17 protein-coding genes are annotated in these 18,973 nt (G+C 60.4%); 12 read left to right on the top strand and 5 right to left on the bottom strand.

What is annotated here, in order from left to right; translation table 11 throughout:
• The first annotated feature begins 150 nt into the window (after window positions 1-150).
• The 5 genes from ACI2KA_RS12635 to ACI2KA_RS12615 all read left to right on the top strand — a co-directional run bounded on the left by ACI2KA_RS12635 (window position 151) and on the right by ACI2KA_RS12615 (window position 7,902).
• On the top strand, window positions 151-1,101 hold the full coding sequence (locus ACI2KA_RS12635) for a phosphoribosylaminoimidazolesuccinocarboxamide synthase (protein ID WP_404502463.1): 951 nt from the start codon (window positions 151-153) through the stop codon (window positions 1,099-1,101).
• A gap of 2 nt (window positions 1,102-1,103) precedes the next feature.
• Complete coding sequence (locus ACI2KA_RS12630; protein ID WP_404502461.1) at window positions 1,104-1,763, top strand: TetR family transcriptional regulator; 660 nt, start codon at window positions 1,104-1,106, stop codon at window positions 1,761-1,763.
• 198 nt (window positions 1,764-1,961) lie between these two features.
• On the top strand, window positions 1,962-3,164 hold the full coding sequence (locus tag ACI2KA_RS12625; protein WP_404502459.1) for an efflux RND transporter periplasmic adaptor subunit: 1,203 nt from the start codon (window positions 1,962-1,964) through the stop codon (window positions 3,162-3,164).
• A gap of 53 nt (window positions 3,165-3,217) precedes the next feature.
• Complete coding sequence (locus tag ACI2KA_RS12620) at window positions 3,218-6,307, top strand: efflux RND transporter permease subunit (RefSeq protein WP_404502457.1); 3,090 nt, start codon at window positions 3,218-3,220, stop codon at window positions 6,305-6,307.
• A gap of 149 nt (window positions 6,308-6,456) precedes the next feature.
• Complete coding sequence (locus ACI2KA_RS12615) at window positions 6,457-7,902, top strand: efflux transporter outer membrane subunit (RefSeq protein ID WP_404502455.1); 1,446 nt, start codon at window positions 6,457-6,459, stop codon at window positions 7,900-7,902.
• Between the two features lie 112 nt (window positions 7,903-8,014).
• Here ACI2KA_RS12615 and efp read toward each other — a convergent pair whose 3' ends face one another.
• The gene (gene efp, locus ACI2KA_RS12610) at window positions 8,015-8,584 is read right to left on the bottom strand and encodes an elongation factor P (RefSeq protein ID WP_404502453.1); all 570 of its coding nucleotides are present in this window, start codon (window positions 8,582-8,584) and stop codon (window positions 8,015-8,017) included.
• Window positions 8,585-8,835: 251 nt separating this feature from the next.
• Between efp and epmA the strand changes: the two genes are divergently transcribed.
• From epmA to ACI2KA_RS12595, 3 genes are all read left to right on the top strand, one after another.
• Complete coding sequence (epmA, locus tag ACI2KA_RS12605) at window positions 8,836-9,900, top strand: EF-P lysine aminoacylase EpmA (protein ID WP_404502451.1); 1,065 nt, start codon at window positions 8,836-8,838, stop codon at window positions 9,898-9,900.
• Window positions 9,897-10,961, top strand: a complete 1,065-nt coding sequence (locus ACI2KA_RS12600) for a lysine-2,3-aminomutase-like protein (RefSeq protein ID WP_404502449.1) — start codon at window positions 9,897-9,899, stop codon at window positions 10,959-10,961. The genes epmA and ACI2KA_RS12600 overlap by 4 nt, the downstream gene beginning before the upstream one ends.
• Before the next feature lie 378 nt (window positions 10,962-11,339).
• A complete protein-coding gene (locus ACI2KA_RS12595) occupies window positions 11,340-11,531 on the top strand; it encodes a hypothetical protein (RefSeq protein WP_003492264.1) in 192 nt (63 codons plus the stop codon).
• A 349-nt stretch (window positions 11,532-11,880) separates the two neighbouring features.
• On the opposite strand, the gene ACI2KA_RS12590 is transcribed toward ACI2KA_RS12595, so the two are convergent.
• Window positions 11,881-12,117 (bottom strand): Lrp/AsnC ligand binding domain-containing protein, encoded by a 237-nt coding sequence (locus ACI2KA_RS12590; protein ID WP_003521320.1) that lies wholly within the window; start codon window positions 12,115-12,117, stop codon window positions 11,881-11,883.
• A gap of 103 nt (window positions 12,118-12,220) precedes the next feature.
• Window positions 12,221-13,147, bottom strand: a complete 927-nt coding sequence (locus tag ACI2KA_RS12585) for a LysR family transcriptional regulator (RefSeq protein WP_404502447.1) — start codon at window positions 13,145-13,147, stop codon at window positions 12,221-12,223.
• A 130-nt stretch (window positions 13,148-13,277) separates the two neighbouring features.
• On the opposite strand from ACI2KA_RS12585, the gene ACI2KA_RS12580 reads away from it, so the two are divergent.
• The 4 genes from ACI2KA_RS12580 (at window position 13,278) to modC (ending at window position 17,520) form a co-directional block, all read left to right on the top strand.
• On the top strand, window positions 13,278-14,561 hold the full coding sequence (locus ACI2KA_RS12580) for an NAD(P)/FAD-dependent oxidoreductase (protein ID WP_404502445.1): 1,284 nt from the start codon (window positions 13,278-13,280) through the stop codon (window positions 14,559-14,561).
• 333 nt (window positions 14,562-14,894) lie between these two features.
• Window positions 14,895-15,686 carry a molybdate ABC transporter substrate-binding protein gene (modA, locus tag ACI2KA_RS12575; protein WP_404502443.1) on the top strand — a complete coding sequence of 264 codons (792 nt, stop codon included), beginning with the start codon at window positions 14,895-14,897 and terminating at the stop codon, window positions 15,684-15,686.
• 53 nt (window positions 15,687-15,739) lie between these two features.
• A complete protein-coding gene (gene modB / locus ACI2KA_RS12570) occupies window positions 15,740-16,447 on the top strand; it encodes a molybdate ABC transporter permease subunit (protein ID WP_404502503.1) in 708 nt (235 codons plus the stop codon).
• Complete coding sequence (gene modC / locus ACI2KA_RS12565) at window positions 16,444-17,520, top strand: molybdenum ABC transporter ATP-binding protein (protein WP_404502441.1); 1,077 nt, start codon at window positions 16,444-16,446, stop codon at window positions 17,518-17,520. Before modB ends, modC begins: the two co-directional genes overlap by 4 nt.
• Here the strand turns inward: modC and ACI2KA_RS12560 are convergent.
• Window positions 17,489-17,884 (bottom strand): winged helix-turn-helix domain-containing protein, encoded by a 396-nt coding sequence (locus tag ACI2KA_RS12560; protein WP_404502439.1) that lies wholly within the window; start codon window positions 17,882-17,884, stop codon window positions 17,489-17,491. The two genes, modC and ACI2KA_RS12560, sit on opposite strands and share 32 nt — an antisense overlap.
• Window positions 17,885-17,887: 3 nt before the next feature.
• Window positions 17,888-18,892: a P1 family peptidase gene (locus ACI2KA_RS12555; protein WP_404502437.1), complete on the bottom strand. Its 1,005-nt coding sequence runs from the start codon at window positions 18,890-18,892 to the stop codon at window positions 17,888-17,890.
• Window positions 18,893-18,973 lie beyond the last annotated feature (81 nt).

Raw genomic sequence — 18,973 nt, 5'->3', positions numbered from 1 at the left:
GGTTTTAGGAAAATTTGCGGAAATGGCGGAAAGCGCCTCCTTTATCTGACGGCTGGCCCTGTACAGGGAAACATGCAATAGGAACGGACAGGATTTTAAGCCAGAGCAGGGCGTCCGGCGCCCCTTGTAAAGTCAAGAATTGGAGAACCCGTGCGCATTCTCGATGAAGCCGTCATTCCCGAGCTGCCGAATTATTACCGTGGCAAGGTGCGGGAAAACTACGATCTGCCCGACGGCAACCGCATCATCATATCCACCGACCGCCTCAGCGCCTTCGACCGTATCCTCACCTGCATTCCTTATAAGGGACAGGTTCTGACCCAGACGGCGCGCTACTGGTTCGAACAGACCAAGGACATCTGCCCCAACCACGTGGTCAGCTATCCTGATGCCAATGTCGTCATCGGCAAGAGGCTTGAAATATTGCCGGTTGAGGTGGTGGTTCGCGGTTATCTCGCCGGCACCACCGGCACGTCGATCCTCACACTTTACAAGAAGGGCGAGCGGCAGATGTACGGCATGAGCCTGCCGGACGGGATGAAAGATAACCAGATCCTGCCCGAACCGGTCATTACGCCGACGAGCAAGGCCTTCGATGGCGGCCACGATGAACCGCTGACGCCGGCGGAGATCGTCGAGAAAAGGCTTCTGACGCAGGCGCAATGGGACACGCTCTCCCGTTACGCGCTGGCGCTGTTCAAGCGCGGGCAGGAGATTGCCGCCAAGCAGGGACTTATTCTCGTCGACACGAAATATGAATTCGGGACGGACGAAAACGGCACCATCATTCTGGCCGACGAAATCCACACGCCGGACAGCAGCCGCTATTGGATGGCCGACAGCTACGAGGAAAGCTTCCGCAACGGCACGCGGCCGGCAAGCTTCGACAAGGATTTCGTGAGAGCCTGGGTTGCCGAACGCTGCGACCCCTATAAGGACGAGGTTCCCGAAATTCCTCAGGACCTCGTCTTGCAGACCTCGAAGGTCTATATTGATGCTTACGAACGCATCACCGGACAGAGCTTCGTTCCCGACGATAGCGGCGAGACGCCGCTGGCAAGAATACGCCGGAATCTGGAGCCGTTCTTCCCCGGAGTCTGACCGTGAACAAACCGATCGAACAGGCGAGAAAGGGCGACAGGAAGAACGACCGTCCTGTCAGGCGCCGGCCTCGCCGTTCCGCCGAGGAAACGCGGCGGGACATTCTCACCAAGGCGGAAGAGCTTTTTCGCGAGCGTGGTTTCAATGCGGTGGCGATTGCCGATATCGCCGCCGCGCTCGGCATGTCGCCCGCCAATGTCTTCAAGAACTTCAGCTCGAAGAGTGCGCTCGTCGATGCCATAGCCTTCGAACAGATCGGAGCTTTTGCGCGGGGAATACGGCCGCTGGACAAAAGCCATGCCCCGCTTTTGCGGCTGCACCATCTCGCCCGCAGGCTGATGGAACAACACCATCAGGACCTCAACGACAATCCCTATGTATTCGAAATGATCCTGATGACGGCGAAGCAGGATATGAAATGCGGCGACTATTATAAAGCCGTCATCGCGAACCTGCTCGCCGACATCATTCGCGACGGCATCGATGCGGGAGTTTACGCTCCCGCCGACATTTCAGCACAGGCGGAAACCGTGCTTCACGCGCTGACGAGCATCAGTCACCCGCTCGTCATCGCGCGGGAAGATATCGGCAATTTGGCAACACGTTGCGATCAACTCGTCGATTTAATCGATGCCGGATTGCGCAATCCGCTTGCTAAGTGACGATTCCCAATTTACGTCACCTTCTCGCAATAGCTTGCGAAGCACCTGAGCCTGCGCTTCTATGCGGCTGGCGGTCCGGACAGAACGAGCGAATCGGGTCCTTTCAAGGCCTGCGCCTGTCGTGTCTTTTCCCGGACGCGCATCCGCCGAGCGACATTGCGCTTATAGTTGAATGCGACCGATACGCAGGGAAGAACAATGAGCCGACGTATTTTACCCCTATTTGCTTCTCTGTGCGTGACCGCAATTCTGGCGGGATGCAGCGATGGCGGCGAGAGCGGCCAGGCCGCCGCCCCCGGCGCCGAACGTCCGCCGTCTCCTGTCAGCGTCATCCTGATGAAGACCAGCGAATATCCCCTGACCACCGTTCTGCCCGGCCGTGCCAGCGCGTTCCAGACGGCGGAAATCCGCCCGCGTGTCACCGGCATCATCCGCGAAATTCCCTTCAAGGAAGGCAGCGAGGTCAAGCAGGGCGATATTCTCTACCAGATCGAGGACAATACCTATCTGGCGGAGGTGGCGCAGGCCAAGGCCAACGTGGCGAAGGCCGAAGCAAGCATTCCGAGCGCCCAGGCGAACCTTGCCCGCTACGAGCGGCTGGTCAATAGCGGCGCAACGCAGATCGAATATGAAAACGCCAAGGTAACGCTGCTGCAGGCCGAAGCCGATGTGGCCCAGACCAAGGCCGCACTGGAAACGGCGGAAATCAATCTCGACCTTACCAAGGTCCGCGCGCCTTTCGACGGCATCACCAGCGCGACTGCCTACAGCATCGGCAACGTTGTGACGGCGAACCAGACGACGGCATTAACGACGCTGCGCCGCATCGATCCGATCTATATCGACCTGATGGAATCCAGCATCAATCTTCTGCGTCTGAAAAAGGCGATCTCGTCGGGTCAGCTCGGCGGCGACACCAAGGAGACCGGTATTCACCTGACGCTGGAAGACGGCACCGAATACAAGCATGACGGCAAGATCGACATGTCGGACATGGCGGTGAGCGAAACCACGGGCACCTTCTCCATCCGCGCCCTGTTCGACAATCCCGACGATCTTCTGCTGCCCGGCACCTATGTCCGCGCCACGCTGACCATCGGCAAGGAAACGGGTTTCCGCATTCCGCAGCGCGCGGCGAGCCGCAACGCCAATGGCGAACTGACCGCAAAATTCGTGACCGCGGAAAACAAGGTGGAAACCCGCACCTTCCCGTCCAGCCAGCAGTCGGGCAATGCCTGGCTGGTGACGGAAAACGTCAAGGATGGCGACAAGCTCATCGTCGACGGCTTCCAGTGGATCGCCGATGGCGCGACGGTTGCGCCCGTTGAAGTGACCATCGACGATCGCGGTATCGTCGTTCTGCCGCAGCAAGCTCCGCCTGCCGCCGCCCCCTCGAAATAAGCATGAGCACGAAACCCTCGGTCGAAGCTCGTAAAAGGTAAGGCAGGACTGCCATGGCCCATTTCTTCATCCGGCGCCCCGTTTTTGCATGGGTTATCGCCATCGTCATCATGCTGGGCGGCGCATTGGCGATCGCGACGCTCTCCATCTCGCAATATCCCGATATTGCGCCGACGACGGTGCGCGTCAGCGCGACCTATAACGGCGCCAGCGCCGAAACCGTGGAAAAATCGGTGACGACCATCATCGAGGACGGTATGACCGGCCTCGACGACCTCACCTATATGACCTCGTCGTCTTCGACGGGCAGCGCCGAAGTGACGCTGACCTTCGGCAACAGCATCTTGCCTGACATCGCGCAGGTTCAGGTGCAGAACAAACTGCAGCTCGTCCAGTCGCAATTGCCCGACACCGTGCAGCAGCAGGGTATCCAGGTCAGCCGCTCCACATCGAGCATCCTGATGGTCGGCGCGCTGATCTCGACCGACGGCAAGCGCAATTCGGCCGATCTCGGCGACGTCTTCTCCTCGCGCGTCGAAGACCAGATCAAGCGCCTCGAAGGTGTGGGCAGCATCAACGTCTTCGGTTCCGAATATGCGATGCGCATCTGGCTGGATCCGTTCAAACTGAACAAATACCAGCTGACCACGGCCGACGTCACCAGCGCCATCGAAAGCCAGAACACCCAGGTTTCGGTCGGTTCGCTCGGCGCCGTGCCTGCGGTAAAGGGCCAACAGCTTAACGTGACGGTGACGGCGCAGAGCCAGCTCACCACCGTCGCCGATTTCGAATCCGTGATCCTGAAAGTCGAAAAGGACGGCGCGACCGTCCGTCTCAGCGACGTCGCCCGCATCGAGATCGGCCAGGAAACCTATGGCGGCGATTCCCGCTCCAATGGTCGTCCTTCCGCCGGTTTTGCGGTCAACCTCGCCACCGGCGCCAACGCGCTCGACACGGCAGCCCGTGTCAAATCGGCGCTTTCCGCCGTCGAAGGTTCGCTGCCCGAAGGCGTCTCGATCGAATACCCCTATGACACGACGCCTTTCGTGAAGCTGTCGATCGAAAAAGTGGTGCACACGCTGATCGAGGCGATCATCCTCGTCTTCGTCGTGCTTCTGGTGTTCCTGCAAAACCTCAGGGCCACCTTCATTCCGATGATCGCGGTTCCCGTCGTGCTTCTCGGCACCTTCGGCATCCTGGCGCTGACAGGATATTCCATCAACACGCTCACCATGTTCGCCATGGTTCTGGCCATCGGCCTCCTCGTCGACGACGCCATCGTGGTTGTCGAAAACGTCGAACGAATCATGTCGGAAGAAGGCTTGTCGCCGGTCGAGGCGACCGAAAAGTCGATGGGCGAGATCACCGGCGCGATCATCGGCATCGCGCTTGTGTTGACCGCCGTGTTCATCCCGATGGCCTTCTTCGGCGGCTCGACGGGCATCATCTATCGCCAGTTCTCGATCACCATCGTCTCGGCCATGCTGCTTTCGGCCGTTGTCGCCATCGTTCTGACGCCGGCGCTCTGCGCCACGATGCTGAAGCCGATCGACCATCATAAAAAGCAGCGCGGACCGGGGGCCTGGTTCAATCGCGGCTTCGGCAAGACCACGGACGGCTATGTGTCCTCCATCGGCTATCTGCTGAAACGACCCCTGCGCGTGATGATTATCTTCGCGATCGTCATCGGCGGCTGCGCCTGGTTCTTCTCGAAGCTGCCCAGCTCGTTCCTGCCCCAGGAAGACCAGGGCGTGCTGCTGACGATCATCCAGACGCCGACCGGCTCGAATATCGAGCGCACCAACGAGGTGGTGAAGCAGGTCGAAAGCTACTTCCGCGAAAAGGAAGCCGCCAATGTCGAATCGGTTTTCGGCGTGCTTGGCTTCAGCTTCAGCGGTTCGGGCCAGAACAATGCCATCGTCTTTACCAAGCTTAAGGATTTCGCCGAACGGACCGCACCCGATCAGCACGCCGGGGCCATCGTGCAGCGTGCAATGGGCACTTTCTTCGGTTTCCGCGACGCGCAGGTCTTCCCGCTTCTGCCGCCGGCCATTCAGGGCATGGGCACATCGAGCGGTTTCTCGATGTATCTCGTGGATAGCGGCCGCAACGGCACCGAGGCCCTGACCGCCTCGTCCAAGGAACTGATCGCGCTTGCCACCGGCAATCCGAAGATCAGTTCGCTTCGAAGCGACAGCCAGGACAATGAAACCCAGATGAAGATCATTCTCGATCAGGAAAAGATGGGAGCCATGGGCGTCGATCTCGCCTCCGTGAATCTCATGCTCTCGACGATCTTTGCCGGCCGGGATGTCAATGACTTCACCCTCAACGGCGAACTCAAGCCAGTCTATGTCCAGGGTGACGCGCCTTACCGTATGCAGCCGGACGACCTCAAGTTCTGGTATGCCCGCAACACCAGCGGCGAAATGGTGCCGTTCTCCTCCTTCAGCGAAGTGAAGTGGATCAATGCGCCCCCGTCTCTCGCCCGTTTCAACGGTACAGGCGCGATCTCGCTTGAAGGCACGGCCGGCGCCGGTGTCGCCTCCGGTGATGCCATGGACGAGATGGAGCGGCTGACGGCAAGCCTGCCGGGCGGCTATACCGTGGCGTGGCAGGGCATTTCCTATCAGGAACGCCTGTCCGGCTCGCAGGCGCCGATGCTCTATGCGCTCTCGGTGCTCATCGTCTTCCTTTGCCTTGCCGCCCTTTATGAAAGCTGGTCGATCCCCTTCTCGGTCATCATGGCCGTGCCGGTGGGCGTCCTCGGCGCATTGACCGCGGCGCATTTCTTCGGCCAGTCGAACGACGTCTACTTCAAGGTGGGCCTGCTGACGACCATCGGCCTTGCGGCGAAAAACGCGATTCTGATCGTCGAATTCGCCAAGGAAAGGCAGGAACACGGCTTAAGCCTGATGGAGGCAACGCTGGAGGCGGCGAAGCTGCGCCTGCGTCCGATCATCATGACGTCGCTGGCCTTCATCCTCGGCGTCGTGCCTCTCGCAATCGCAACCGGAGCGGGTTCTGCCGCGCAAAATGCAATCGGGATCGGAGTTCTCGGTGGTATGCTTTCTGCAACACTGCTCGGAATTTTCTTCGTTCCCTCCTTTTTCGTCATCATTCGTCGCCTTTCAAGGCGTTAACAAAACAAAAATGGGCTGTGCCAACCGTTAATACGCTGCTAGAAATGTTGCCGATTTGGCAAATGCACGTTTCTACGGCATATCGACCGCGCAGCCCATTTGTCAGCCAGCCGCGCTCGGTAAGCCAACCAGAGAATTGGGAAAATTATATGCTGTCTATTCGCGCTACTCTTCCCCTGACAATGCTGCTGCTCTCAGGCTGTGTTGTCGGACCCGACCACAAGACGCCGGAAATCCAATTGCCGGGAAAGTTTGCGGAAGCAGGAAAAACCAGCAATGGCGACATGAGCACCGTTGCCTGGTGGACGGCCTTTAACGACAGCCGCCTGAATGGTTATGTTTCGACCGGTCTCAAGCAGAACCTGACGGTGATGCAGGCCATCGAGCGCATCAACCAGGCAGAAGCTCAGGTCATCTCGGCCGGCGCGGGCGGCCTGCCGAGCCTGACGGCGAATGGCAGCCATACGACCAGCGAGACCAAGGGCAGCTACCGCGACGTTCCCGTCACCAACGTGTCCTCCGGCAGCCTCAGCGTTTCCTGGCTGCTTGACCTCTTCGGCCGCTATCGCCGCGCCACGGAGAGTGCCAATGCATCGCTTGATGCCGCTTACTCCACCGTCGACGTTCAGCGCCTGACGCTGATTTCCTCGGTCGCCGCAGCCTATATCGACGTGCGTTATTATCAGGAGCGTCTGGCGATTGCCCGCCAGAACCTGGCGTCCCGCCGCGAGACTCTGGACCTGACCAAGCTGCAGCTTGAAGCGGGTGCCGCCTCGCGCCTCGATGTCGTCCAGTCCGAAGGTCTGGTCAATTCGACGCTGTCGGATATTCCCGGCCTCGAAACCAACTTCCGCAAGGCGGCGCACCGTATCGCCACCCTGCTCGGTCTGCCGGCTTCGTCGCTGATTTCCGAATTGCAGAAGGGCGCACGCCAGCCGGTCGCACGCAGCATCCCGCGCACCGGCATTCCGGCCGACCTCATCCGTAATCGTCCGGATATCCGCGTTGCAGAACGCAATCTCGCCGCAGCGGTCGCCTCGATCGGCGTCGCCGAAGCCCAGCTTTATCCGAGCATCGAGCTTGGTGGTTCCATCACCCCGAGCTACAACTTCCTGAGCGGCGGCGGCAGGGGAACGGCTAACAGCTGGTCCTTCGGTCCGAGCCTCGTTCTGCCGATTCTCGATGGCGGCAGCATCCGCGCCAACATCGATCTCGCCAACTCCCAGGCGCGTGAGCAATATCTCGCCTGGAAGGCGACGGTTCTCAATGCTGTGGAAGAGGTCGAGAACGCTCTGGCCGCCGTCACTCGCGATCAGCGCACGGCCGATGCATTGCGCAAGACCGTGGCTTCCTACCAGGAAGCGCTGCAGCTTTCGACGGCCAGCTATCGCGACGGCGCCTCCTCGCTGCTCGACGTTCTCGATGCGCAGCGCCAGGTTTCCACCGCACAGGCAAGCCTTGCGCAGGCCGTGCAGCAGACCGCGCAGGACTATGTGTCGCTGAACGTGGCACTGGGCGGCGGTTACGCCGTTGGCCAGACCGCGGCCCCGAAGAAAGTGGCCGGCCCGACCCGGACCGCCGCAAAGGGCATGTAAAGCCAGCCAACAAGACAAATAAAAAGCCCGCGTCTCGACGCGGGCTTTTTTGTCGCTTCAGATACAAAAAAGCACCGGTCACCCGGTGCTTTTGTCTAACCGGCCGTCAGGCTCAGTTCTTGGCGCGCTCGACGTAGGAATTGTCTTCGGTAGCGATGACCACGCGGATGCCGGCATCGATATGCGGCGGCACCATGGTGCGGATGCCGTTGGAGAGAATGGCCGGCTTGTAGGAGGAAGAAGCCGTCTGGCCCTTCACGACCGGTTCCGTTTCCGTGATTTCCAGCGTGACGTGGCGCGGCAGTTCAACCGCCAGCGGATTGCCTTCATGGATCGAAAGAATGCAGGTCATGCCTTCCTGAAGATAGGCCTTCTGGTCGCCCATCGTCTCGACATCGACCACGACCTGATCGTAGTTTTCCGGGTTCATGAAGTGGAAGCCTTCGCCGTCTTCATAAAGGAACTGGAAGTTCAGGTCTTCCACGAAAGCGCGCTCGACCTGCTCGGTGGTGCGCCAGCGCTCGGAGACCTTCACGCCGTCAACGATACGGCGCATGTCCACCTGCGTGACCGGCGTGCCCTTGCCGGGGTGGAAGTTCTGCGCGGTGAGAACGACGTAAAGCTTGCCGTCCACGTCGAGAACATTGCCCTTGCGGACGGATGAGGCGATAACCTTGACCATATGACTTCCTTGTAACTCGATGAAATGCGTCGTAAAGGACTGCGCGGCAGCACCGGCCCCGGCAGACGTTTTGTCTTTTTTCTGGGGCGCAACTACCTTAAATCCGCGCGAATTGCCAGCCTTCTACAGCAATTCGCGGAAGAGTGCCTAGCGGTTTTCCGCCCGGAATTGCTTTAAATGACGCGATCAGGCGTTTTGCGGGCTCTTTATCCGCGATGGGACGCCCCAGAGAAGACGGAAAAGAACAGACGATGCGCGCAAGCAAAGAGACAATGTCGCCCTGGTGGACGCCCGACGTCCACGCCGACCGCCGCGCTTTTCTCCTTGGCCGCAACGCGATCCAATCGGCATTCCGCAGCCATTTCGCCCGCGCCGATTTTCTCGAGGTGGATACCGCCACTTTGCAGATTTCACCCGGCAACGAGGCGCACCTGCACGCTTTCTCCACGCAAGGAGTGACACCGGCAGGTGAGGCCGCACCGCTCTATCTGCATACGTCACCGGAATTCGCCTGCAAGAAACTGCTCGCGGCTGGTGAAAAACGCATTTCCTGTTTCGCCCATGTTTACAGGAACCGCGAAAGAGGCCCCCTGCACCACCCGGAATTCACCATGCTGGAATGGTATCGCGTCGGGGAAACCTATGAGAGCCTGATGCAGGACAGCGCCGATCTTCTGGCGCTGGCGGCCGAAACCACCGGGACGAAACATTTCACCTATCGGGGCCGCAGCGTCGACCCGTTCCTTGCGCCGGAACGCCTCAGCGTCGCGGAAGCCTTCGAGCGCTATGCCGGAATTGACCTTCTGGCCACCATCAGCCGCAACGGCGAAACCGACAGCCGGCACCTTGCCGCAAGCCTCACCCGTGCCGGCATCCGCGTAGCCGGGGACGATAGCTGGGCGGATATGTTCAGCCGCGTCATCGTCGAGCGGGTGGAGCCGGAACTGGGGTTCGGCCGCGCAACTATTCTCGACGAATACCCCACCAGTGAAGCGGCCCTTGCCCGCAAGTCGCCGAAGGACGCACGGGTGGCGGAACGCTTCGAGCTTTATGCCTGCGGCGTGGAGCTTGCCAATGCCTTCGGCGAATTGACCGACGCCGCCGAGCAGCGGCGACGTTTCGAGATGGAGATGGCCGAGAAGCAGCGGGTCTATGGCGAGACCTATCCGCTGGACGAGGATTTTCTCGCAGCCCTCGCCATCATGCCGGCGGCAAGCGGCATCGCGCTCGGTTTCGACCGGCTGGTGATGCTGGCCACCGGGGCACCGCGCATCGATCTCGTCATGTGGGCGCCCGTTGCGGAATATGGACGATGACAAGGCTTGAAACCATCAAGACCCCCGAAGCGCTTGTCGAAGCGGGACTGATTGAAGCCGGAGCGCTGGAGAGCCTGCGTGCGGTGACGCAGCGTTATGCGCTGGCGATCACACCGGCCATTGCCGATCTGATCGACAGCGGCAATCCGCACGATCCCATCGCCAGACAATTCGTACCGGACCCGGCCGAACTCATCCAGCGTCCCGGGGAGCGGGAGGATCCGATCGGTGACGACGCCCATAGCCCCGTCCATGGCATCGTCCACCGTTATCCCGACCGGGTTCTCCTGAAGGCGGTCCATGTCTGCCCCGTCTATTGCCGCTTCTGTTTCCGCCGCGAAATGGTCGGACCACAAGGCAACGGCATGATGACCCCGGAGGAACTGGACGCCGCATTCGCCTACATCCGGGCGAACCCGGCCATCTGGGAGGTCATCCTCACCGGCGGCGATCCGCTGGTGCTCTCGCCGCGACGCCTGTCCGATCTGATGACGCGCCTGAAAGACATACCGCATGTGAAGATCGTCCGTTTCCATACACGCGTGCCGGTGGTCGACCCCGACCGTATCGACGCGGCGCTGATCGACGCCCTGAAGGCCAGCGGCAAGACCACCTATGTGGCCCTGCACGCGAATCACGCGCGTGAACTCGGCGAAGCGGCAAGACGTGCCTCAGCACGGTTGATCGATGCCGGCATCGCCATGATCAGCCAGACGGTGCTTCTGAAGGGCGTCAATGATGATCCGGCAACGCTTGCCGAATTGATGCGCGCCTTCGTCGAAACCCGCATCAAGCCCTATTACCTGCACCACCCGGATCTTGCGCCCGGCACCAGCCATTTCCGGCTGACGATAGAAGAAGGCCAGCGAATCGTTTCCGCCTTGCGCGGACACGTCTCCGGCCTGTGCCAGCCAACCTATGTTCTCGACATCCCGGGCGGCCACGGCAAGGCGGCCATTGGCCAAAATGCGGCCAAAAAAACAAGCGATGGCTGTTATTCCGTCTCAGATTTCAACGGAAACGATCATACCTATCCTCCGCCGGCTGCCGGCGACGATTAAAAAAAGCATAAAAAGCCCGCTGCGCCGGGCTTTTCGAGACGGCGGCGCGCGAAAACAAAAATTTCACAATTCCGCCCCTCTCCTGTCATCATAAAGAAAAATATTCTACCTATAACAATCAGCATTGATTTTAGTGCTGGTCTGGATTATCAGTGTGGAGCTGGAGAACGAGTCTCCTGATTCCGGATCAACACCAATACAGGGAGTGTGTCATGTCAAAACATATCAGCATCAACGCAGTCCTTGGTCTTGAATCCTGGAATGCTGGATTTAAATCCACGTGTTCCCGCTGCTGTCGAATGTGACTTAACGGTCTCAATTTCCTGAAAATCAGTTCGACAACATGCTGTGTGAAGTAGCCACAGCGGGAGTATATCTATGCAAAAGCAAGTTATTGAATTCGCCGGCGAACCCGTCGGCATCGTCATCCCGGACAATGACCGGCTGAAGTTCATCGCGGTGAAGTTCCACGTCCATGATCTGGACGAACAGAAGTTCGACAGCGCCGATGACGTGCGAATCGCAATCCGCGATCTCGTGCGCAACCGGAACCTGGCCGCGGTCGCCTGATGCGGGAAAACCATCGCCCGATCACAGAACCGTCAAAACCAGAGCGCGCCGAATATCGGATCCAGAAAACCGGACCGATGGCGCGCTTTTCTATTCGCCGATAGTCCGCCGCCCTGCACCCCAGGACGCGCCTGCCAAAAGCACCCTTCCCGGCGTTGACCTCAAAAGCATCCGATCCGAACAGAATGCCGGACGCTGAACGCAATCTATCCTGAAAACCCTGCTCCCTGGTCCTGCACCTGTCAGGAATCCAGCCGGTCCGGCCCTTGCTCTTCCCGCCACGTACCCGTGGCCCTGAGTCCCAAAAACAGGCACCTGATGCCGGACGTGCGATAAGCGCCAAAAGTCTTCAGAACGCGGTAAAGGTCAGCGTCGTCAGCGAGCGGACGATTCCTGGAATGTTGACGATATTCTGATTGATGAACTTGCCGATATCCTCTTCCTGCGGAAGATAGATTTTCAGCAGCAGATCATATTCGCCGCTGGTGGAATAAAGCTCGGAAACCAGTTCCGTTTTATAGATGGCGTCGGCGACATCATAGGTCTTGCCGGGCTCGCATTGAAGCTGGACAAAAATGGGCTTCACGGACATCTCCCGTATTGGAACTTTCGGTGCGTGGCGGCTTACGCCACACGTCATGGCGAACTATTGGCTGAGCCGCGCCGGTCTTGCAAGACCGCCCGAGGCTTTACGCCGAAAACTCCCCCGCCCTGCCGCCCGCCGGGGATGCGGCCTGCGCAACGATCCAGCGCCGGAAACTCGTAAGCGGCGGATAATCGGCACGATCCGGCATGCAGGCGAGGTAATAGGCCTCGTCGCTTTTCACCTCCCCGGCAACAGCCGCGACCAGACGGCCGCTTCGTAACTCCTCCTCGATCATGAAGGAGGGAATGAGCGATGCGCCGACGCCGGCGCTTGCGGCCTCGGCGATCGTGGTGAACTGATCGAAAAGCATGCCATGCACATTGTCGAAACGAACGTCATGGCTGCGGAACCATTGTTCCCAGGCATCCGGCCGGGTTGTCATATGCAGGAGCGGCACATGCAACAGGTCTTCCGGCCTTGAAAGGCCGTAACGCTGCTTGAAGGCCGGGCTGCACACCGGAATGACCTTTTCATGCATCAGGAAAACCAGCTCGGTGCCCGGCCAGTGCGGCAAACCGAAATGGATCGCCGCATCGACGGTGTCGGTTCGAAAATCGAACAGCGATGACCTCGTCAGGAGATTGACCGAGACGCCTGGATGCCGGGCGATGAAATCCGGAAGGCGCGGCACGAGCCAGCGTGTGCTGAAGCTGGGCAGAACACCGAGATTGAGTGTGCCGCCATCCGGATTGGCGCGCAGATTGAGCGAAGCGGTCGATATGCGGCGCAGCGCCTCGCGAATCTCCCGCGCATAACCCTCCCCCGCCCTTGTCAGCCGGATCGTCTGCCGCTCCCGCAGGAACAGCGCCACACCCAGCTGTTCCTCAAGCGCGAGGATTTGCCGGCTGACCGCGCCCTGCGTCAGGCCAAGCTCCCTCGCCGCGGCGGTGACGCTGCCCATGCGCGACGCAGCTTCGAAGGCCGCCAGCAGCGAAAGCGATGGCAGAAAACGGCGCGGCGGCAGAACCATATTCCCTCACGGAATGAACTCTTGACGATATGTCGATATTCAACAGGCACGACCGCTTGTAAAGTCTTATAAACAAGGGCTTGTCACTCATCCGCAAATCAAATGAACTTGCCCGGAACATGGTGGAACGATGTATAATGATCCCCGCTCGCACGGCCTCTGGGAAAAGACCGCGCCGCAGCCGCCCCTGGCTCCCGCGTTGCAAGGGGCTGCGGACGCCGATGTGGTGATCGTCGGCGGCGGCTTCACCGGCCAGTCCGCCGCCCTCCATCTTGCCGAACGGGGCATGGACGTCGTTCTTCTCGAAGCCAGGGAAATCGGTTTCGGCGGCGCCGGCCGCAATGTCGGCCTCATCAATGGCGGCATGTGGGTCATGCCGAAGGAATTGCCGGGTGTGTTGGGCGAGGTTTATGGCGAACGCCTTCTCGACCTGCTGGGCAATGCCCCGCTTCTCGTGCGTGAACTGGTGGAAAAACACGCAATCCCCTGCGAGATCGAGAAAAACGGTACGCTGCATTGTGCCGTTGGCGAAAAGGGGCTGACCGAAATCCGTGAGCGCTGCGAACAATGGGCCGCGAGAGGCGCCCCCGTCCGTGTCCTCGATGCCGAGGAGACAGCCAGACGCACCCGCAGCACTGCCTATTCCGGTTCACTCCTGGACACACGTGCCGGCACGATCCAGCCGCTTGCCTATGTTCGCGGCCTGGCCGCTGCCGCGCAAGAGGCGGGAACACGACTGCATACCGCAAGCCCCGTGGTGGCGACCGAACGCAACGGCGGGAAATGGGTAGTGAAGACCCCGCAGGGATCGGTGACCGCAAGCTGGATCGTTGTGGCCACCGAAGCCTACAGCACCGGCCCATGGCAGATCGTTCGCGATGAACAGGTCTACCTGCCCTATTTCAACTTCGCCACGAGACCGCTCGGCGACAATCTGCAAAAAAGCATCCTGCCCGGCCGCGAAGGCTGCTGGGACACGAAGGAAATCCTCTCATCCTTCCGCATGGACAAGGCCGGCCGGCTGGTCTTCGGCAGTGTCGGCGCTCTGCGCGGTACCGGCGCCGCCATCCACCGCGCCTGGGCGAAACGCGCGCTGAAACGGCTTTTCCCACAGCTCGGCGATACGGAATTCGAATGTGAATGGTATGGCCAGATCGGCATGACGGACAATGCCGTGCCACGTTTCCACAAATTCGCTGACAATGTCGTCGGTTTTTCAGGCTATAATGGCCGCGGCATCGCACCGGGCACGGCCTTCGGCAAGGTGATCGCACAGCACATTCTGGGTGAGGTCGCCGAAAACGAATTGCCTCTGCCGGTGACGGAGCCGAAAGCGCAGGCTTTTCGTGCGGTGAAAGAAACCTATTACGAGGCCGGCGCACAGATCGCCCATTTCGCCGGTGAACGGTTTTGATCCGAAAGACCACCCCGGCCGCTCGCCAAGTGCCAAGCAACTGTTCACGGCGTGGCGGAAACCTTATATCCGCACCCCGTCACCCCTGGCCTGACCCGGGCTCCAGCGCGATCAAGCCTTGATCGCGCAGAGCTCTTTCCATGGTAAAGATGCGACGTGGCTGGCGCCGGTCTGAGCCGGTATGACGGAAGACAAGGGCATGCAGTTTGTCATCGTTCTGCCCCTCCAGCGGCAGCTTTTCCCTGCCCTAGCGATATATCCTTGAAAATATAATGATTGCCCTATAGGCCTATCGATATATTCATCAGAATATCTCGAACCGGGGGAAACACCATGAGACTTTTGCGTCGCAGCTTCTTCAAAACCATTGCCGCCGCCACCTCCTTCTGGATGGCCGCCTCCCTTGCAGCGGTTCCGACCCATGCCGCCGAAAAGGTCACTGTCTTCGCCGCCGCCAGCATGAAAAACGCGCTTGACGCCATCAACGCCGAATGGGCAAAGGACAGCGGCAACGAAGCGACCGTTTCTTATGCCGCAAGCTCCGCGCTCGCCAAGCAGATCGAGCAGGGCGCACCGGCGGATATCTTCATCTCCGCCGACCTTGCCTGGATGGACTATGTCGCCGAAAAGAAGCTGATCAACGCTGACAGCCGCTCCAATCTTCTCGGCAACCGCATTGTCCTCGTGGCGCCTGCCGACAAGGCCAAGCCGGTAGAGATCAAGCAGGGCTTCGATCTTGCCGCTCTGGTGGGCGACGGCCGCCTCGCCATGGGCGCAGTCGATTCCGTTCCGGCGGGCAAATATGGCAAGGCTGCTCTGGAAAAACTCGGTGTCTGGTCCTCGGTGGAACAGAAGGTCGCCGGCGCGGAAAGCGTGCGTGCCGCCCTGCTGCTCGTCTCGCGTGGCGAAGCGCCCTATGGCATCGTCTACCAGACCGATGCGGCGGCCGATCCCGGCGTGAAAATCGTCGGCACCTTCCCGGAAGACAGCCATCCGGCAATCATCTATCCCGTCGCTATTCTCTCGGAAGCAAAATCTCCGGCGGCGAAAGCCTATCTGGATTTCCTGAAGTCCGAAAAGGCGACGCCCTTCTTCGAAAAGCAAGGCTTTACCGTTTTGAAATAAGCTTCGCTCAGGCCCGCTTCCCGGCGGGCCAGGAAAGCTGACAATTGCAGGATATGGCATTGCATTGGTGGACACTCAGCCCTGAAGAATGGACGGCGATCAGGCTCAGCCTGTGGGTGTCCTCCATCGCCATGCTTGCCAGCCTGCCCTTCGGCATAGCGGTGGCCGTGGCGCTGGCGCGTGGCCGTTTCTGGGGCAAGTCGCTGCTTAACGGCATCGTCCACCTGCCGCTCATTCTGCCGCCCGTCGTTACCGGTTTCCTGCTGCTGGTCCTCTTCGGCCGCAGGGGCGCGATCGGGCAATTTCTCGATAGCTGGTTCGGCATCGTCTTTTCCTTTCGCTGGACGGGGGCGGCGCTCGCCTGCGCCGTCATGGCCTTTCCGTTGATGGTGCGTTCCATCCGCCTCTCCATCGAGGCGGTGGACCGCAAATTGGAAGAAGCGGCGGGGACATTGGGGGCAAGCCCGCTCTGGGTGTTCCTCACCGTCACGCTTCCCTTGATACTGCCCGGCATCATCGCCGGCATGATCCTCGCTTTCGCCAAGGCCATGGGCGAATTCGGCGCGACCATTACCTTCGTGTCGAACATTCCCGGCGAGACCCAAACGCTGTCCGCCGCCATCTACACTTTCACGCAGGTTCCAGGTGGCGATGCCGGCGCTTTGCGGCTCACCATCGTTTCCATCGTGATTTCCATGTTGGCACTGCTCGTCTCGGAGTTTCTGGCCCGCATCATCGGCAAACGGGTGAGCATGGAATGACGCTTTCGGTTTCCAGCCATCATCGCTTCGACTCCTTCGAACTCGACGCATCATTTACCTCCGAAGGCGGCGTGACCGCACTGTTCGGACGCTCCGGCTCCGGCAAGACCTCGATGATCCGCATCATTGCCGGCCTGCTGCGTCCGGACAGGGGACAGGTCATTCTGAATGGCCAGATCTTGGCCGATAGTGAAAAGCGGCTGTTTCTGCCGGCGCATAAACGCCGCTTCGGCTATGTCTTTCAGGAGGCGCGGCTTTTCCCCCATCTCAGCGTGGCGCAAAACCTGCATTACGGCAGATGGTTCGCCGCGGACAAAACGACGGGCGCTCATGAAGACCGTATCGTCGATATGCTCGGCATCGGCCATCTCCTGCAGCGCCGTCCGAACAAGCTCTCTGGCGGCGAAAAACAGCGTGTCGCCATCGGCCGCGCGTTGCTCTCTTCCCCCAGGCTGCTGCTGATGGACGAGCCGCTCGCCTCGCTGGACGAACAGCGGAAGGCCGAGATCATTCCCTATCTCGAGCGGCTGCGCGACGAGACCAGAATCCCGATCGTTTATGTCAGCCATTCCATCCAGGAGGTCGCCCGTCTTGCCGACCGCATCGTGGTGATGAAGGACGGCAAGGTCGAAGGCGAGGGACCAGCAGCCGAAGTGCTGGCTAGACCGGATTTCAGTACCCATCTCGAGCGGCGGGAGGCGGGCAGCATCCTGTCCGGGCGCATCGAAAGCTTCGACGAACGGCATGGGCTTGCCGCCGTCAGGCTCAACACGGCGCTGCTGCAGGTTCCCGCAAAGAAGGGCGAGCCGGGCAGTTCCGCACGGGTGCTGATACCGGCACGCGATGTCATGCTGGCTTTGGTGAAACCCGAAGGGCTTAGCGCACTCAACATTCTAGAAGGCCATGTCGCAGATATGTCGGGTAGCGGGGACGGCATGGTGACGGTTCAGGTGGATTGCGGCGGCGATATCATCCAGTCGCGTATCACCGACCTCTCGCGCCAACGCTTGCAACTGGTGCCCGGAAAACCGGTGCACGCAATCATAAAGTCGGCGGCTCTCGATCCGTATTGACGGCATCGGCAGGATTACGATTGGCTTCCAGCCAGTCCATATCCTGACGCAGGGCCTCGTTCATCCGCTTTTCCATGCCGCGATAGCGCGTCAGCAATTCGGCGCCGAAGGCGGTCAATGCCGCGCCGCCGCCCTGCTTGCCGCCGCGCTGCGATTCGATCACCGGCTGTCTGAACATGTGGTTCAGCGCATCCACCAGCAGCCATGCGCGGCGATAGGACATATCCATCCTGCGCCCGGCAGCCGAAATCGAACCGGTTTCGACAATCAGCTCCATCAACTCGATCTTGCCATGGCCCAGACGCTCTCCGGGCGGAAAATCGATGCGAAGAACGGGCTTCAGCGCCGGGCGTTTCTCGCTCATGCTTCAAACACCCCGGCCATGAATATCGCGATAGGCCCTCTGCCCGCCATCCACCGGCAACGCCGTCGCCTCATAGATCCCGCGCGCCACCGCCCGCGCCATCACCATTGTCGCAAGATGGCAGAGTTCGGCAAAATGAATGCCGCCCTCAAGCGGTTTTTCACCGGTCGCAGCCGCGAACATGGTGTCACCGTCGCTCGGCAGATGGGCGGGCAGCACAGCGCGGGCGAGCCCGTCATGCGCCATGATGGAAAGGCGGTGCGTCTGCGCCTTCGTCAGCACGGCATCCGTGACCACCGCGCCGATGGTCGTCGCCGTGAGATTGACCCCCTTGAGACGCAGGGCGGTGTGACCCGTGTCGAAATGATCCGGAAAGCCGCAATCACCGAATTCGCCGTCAACCTCAAAAGGTGCGGACCAGAAATGGCAGCTCGTTCCAAGCGTCGCGGAACCGAGCGCATTGACAGCGACAATGGCCGCCAGCTGGTAGCCGCCGGAACTGACGGCGCTCGCCGAACCGAGGCCGCCCTTGAAGGTGGCCGTCGTCGCGCCGGTTCCCGCACCCACCGTTCCGAGCTCGAAAGACCCACGGCTTGCCGCCTTGAACGCCGCATAGCCCATCTCCCGATAAGGCGAATGCAGCCCCCAATTCTTGTCGCCGCCATTCAGCAGATCCATCAGGATCGCCTGCGGCACGATCGGTACACGGGTGGAGCCCACCTGCAGGCCACGCCCGATCTCGCGCAAACCGGCCTGAACGCCACCCGCCGCATCCAGCCCGAAGGCCGAACCGCCGGACAGCACAAAGGCATCTACGGTTTCAACCGTCATCGCCGGATCCAGCAGGCCGGTATCGCGCCCGCCCGGCGCACCGCCGAGGACAGAACCGGAAGCAATGGCTGGTTTCTCAAAAACAATCGCCGTGACGCCGGAACCGAGAGAGAGATCGGTGACATTGCCGACCGAAACGCCATCGATATCGGTGAGAAGATTGTTGCCTGTCGCCATGCCGTTCCCCTTTTCTCCCGGTATCCCGCCGCCGCGGGGCACTGTCAACGCAAAAAGGTGATGTACCCGACGCTGGCGGAA

The sequence above is a fragment of the Agrobacterium sp. NPDC089420 genome, assembly GCF_044900305.1.
In the GTDB taxonomy this organism is placed as follows: Bacteria; Pseudomonadota; Alphaproteobacteria; order Rhizobiales; family Rhizobiaceae; genus Agrobacterium.
The sequence above is the reverse complement of the archived record's forward strand: the minus strand, read 5'-3'. Positions and strand labels throughout refer to the sequence as shown.

What these genes read in the sequence shown, in the direction of transcription:
- ACI2KA_RS12625 (WP_404502459.1), top strand. Translation starts at nt 1,962, where the DNA reads ATGAGCCGACGTATTTTACCCCTATTTGCTTCTCTGTGCGTGACCGCA.
- ACI2KA_RS12620 (WP_404502457.1), top strand. Translation starts at nt 3,218, where the DNA reads ATGGCCCATTTCTTCATCCGGCGCCCCGTTTTTGCATGGGTTATCGCC.
- ACI2KA_RS12615 (WP_404502455.1), top strand. Translation starts at nt 6,457, where the DNA reads ATGCTGTCTATTCGCGCTACTCTTCCCCTGACAATGCTGCTGCTCTCA.
- efp (WP_404502453.1), bottom strand. Translation starts at nt 8,584, where the DNA reads ATGGTCAAGGTTATCGCCTCATCCGTCCGCAAGGGCAATGTTCTCGAC.
- epmA (WP_404502451.1), top strand. Translation starts at nt 8,836, where the DNA reads ATGCGCGCAAGCAAAGAGACAATGTCGCCCTGGTGGACGCCCGACGTC.
- ACI2KA_RS12600 (WP_404502449.1), top strand. Translation starts at nt 9,897, where the DNA reads ATGACAAGGCTTGAAACCATCAAGACCCCCGAAGCGCTTGTCGAAGCG.
- ACI2KA_RS12595 (WP_003492264.1), top strand. Translation starts at nt 11,340, where the DNA reads ATGCAAAAGCAAGTTATTGAATTCGCCGGCGAACCCGTCGGCATCGTC.
- ACI2KA_RS12585 (WP_404502447.1), bottom strand. Translation starts at nt 13,147, where the DNA reads ATGGTTCTGCCGCCGCGCCGTTTTCTGCCATCGCTTTCGCTGCTGGCG.
- ACI2KA_RS12580 (WP_404502445.1), top strand. Translation starts at nt 13,278, where the DNA reads ATGTATAATGATCCCCGCTCGCACGGCCTCTGGGAAAAGACCGCGCCG.
- modA (WP_404502443.1), top strand. Translation starts at nt 14,895, where the DNA reads ATGAGACTTTTGCGTCGCAGCTTCTTCAAAACCATTGCCGCCGCCACC.
- modB (WP_404502503.1), top strand. Translation starts at nt 15,740, where the DNA reads ATGGCATTGCATTGGTGGACACTCAGCCCTGAAGAATGGACGGCGATC.
- modC (WP_404502441.1), top strand. Translation starts at nt 16,444, where the DNA reads ATGACGCTTTCGGTTTCCAGCCATCATCGCTTCGACTCCTTCGAACTC.
- ACI2KA_RS12560 (WP_404502439.1), bottom strand. Translation starts at nt 17,884, where the DNA reads ATGAGCGAGAAACGCCCGGCGCTGAAGCCCGTTCTTCGCATCGATTTT.
- ACI2KA_RS12555 (WP_404502437.1), bottom strand. Translation starts at nt 18,892, where the DNA reads ATGGCGACAGGCAACAATCTTCTCACCGATATCGATGGCGTTTCGGTC.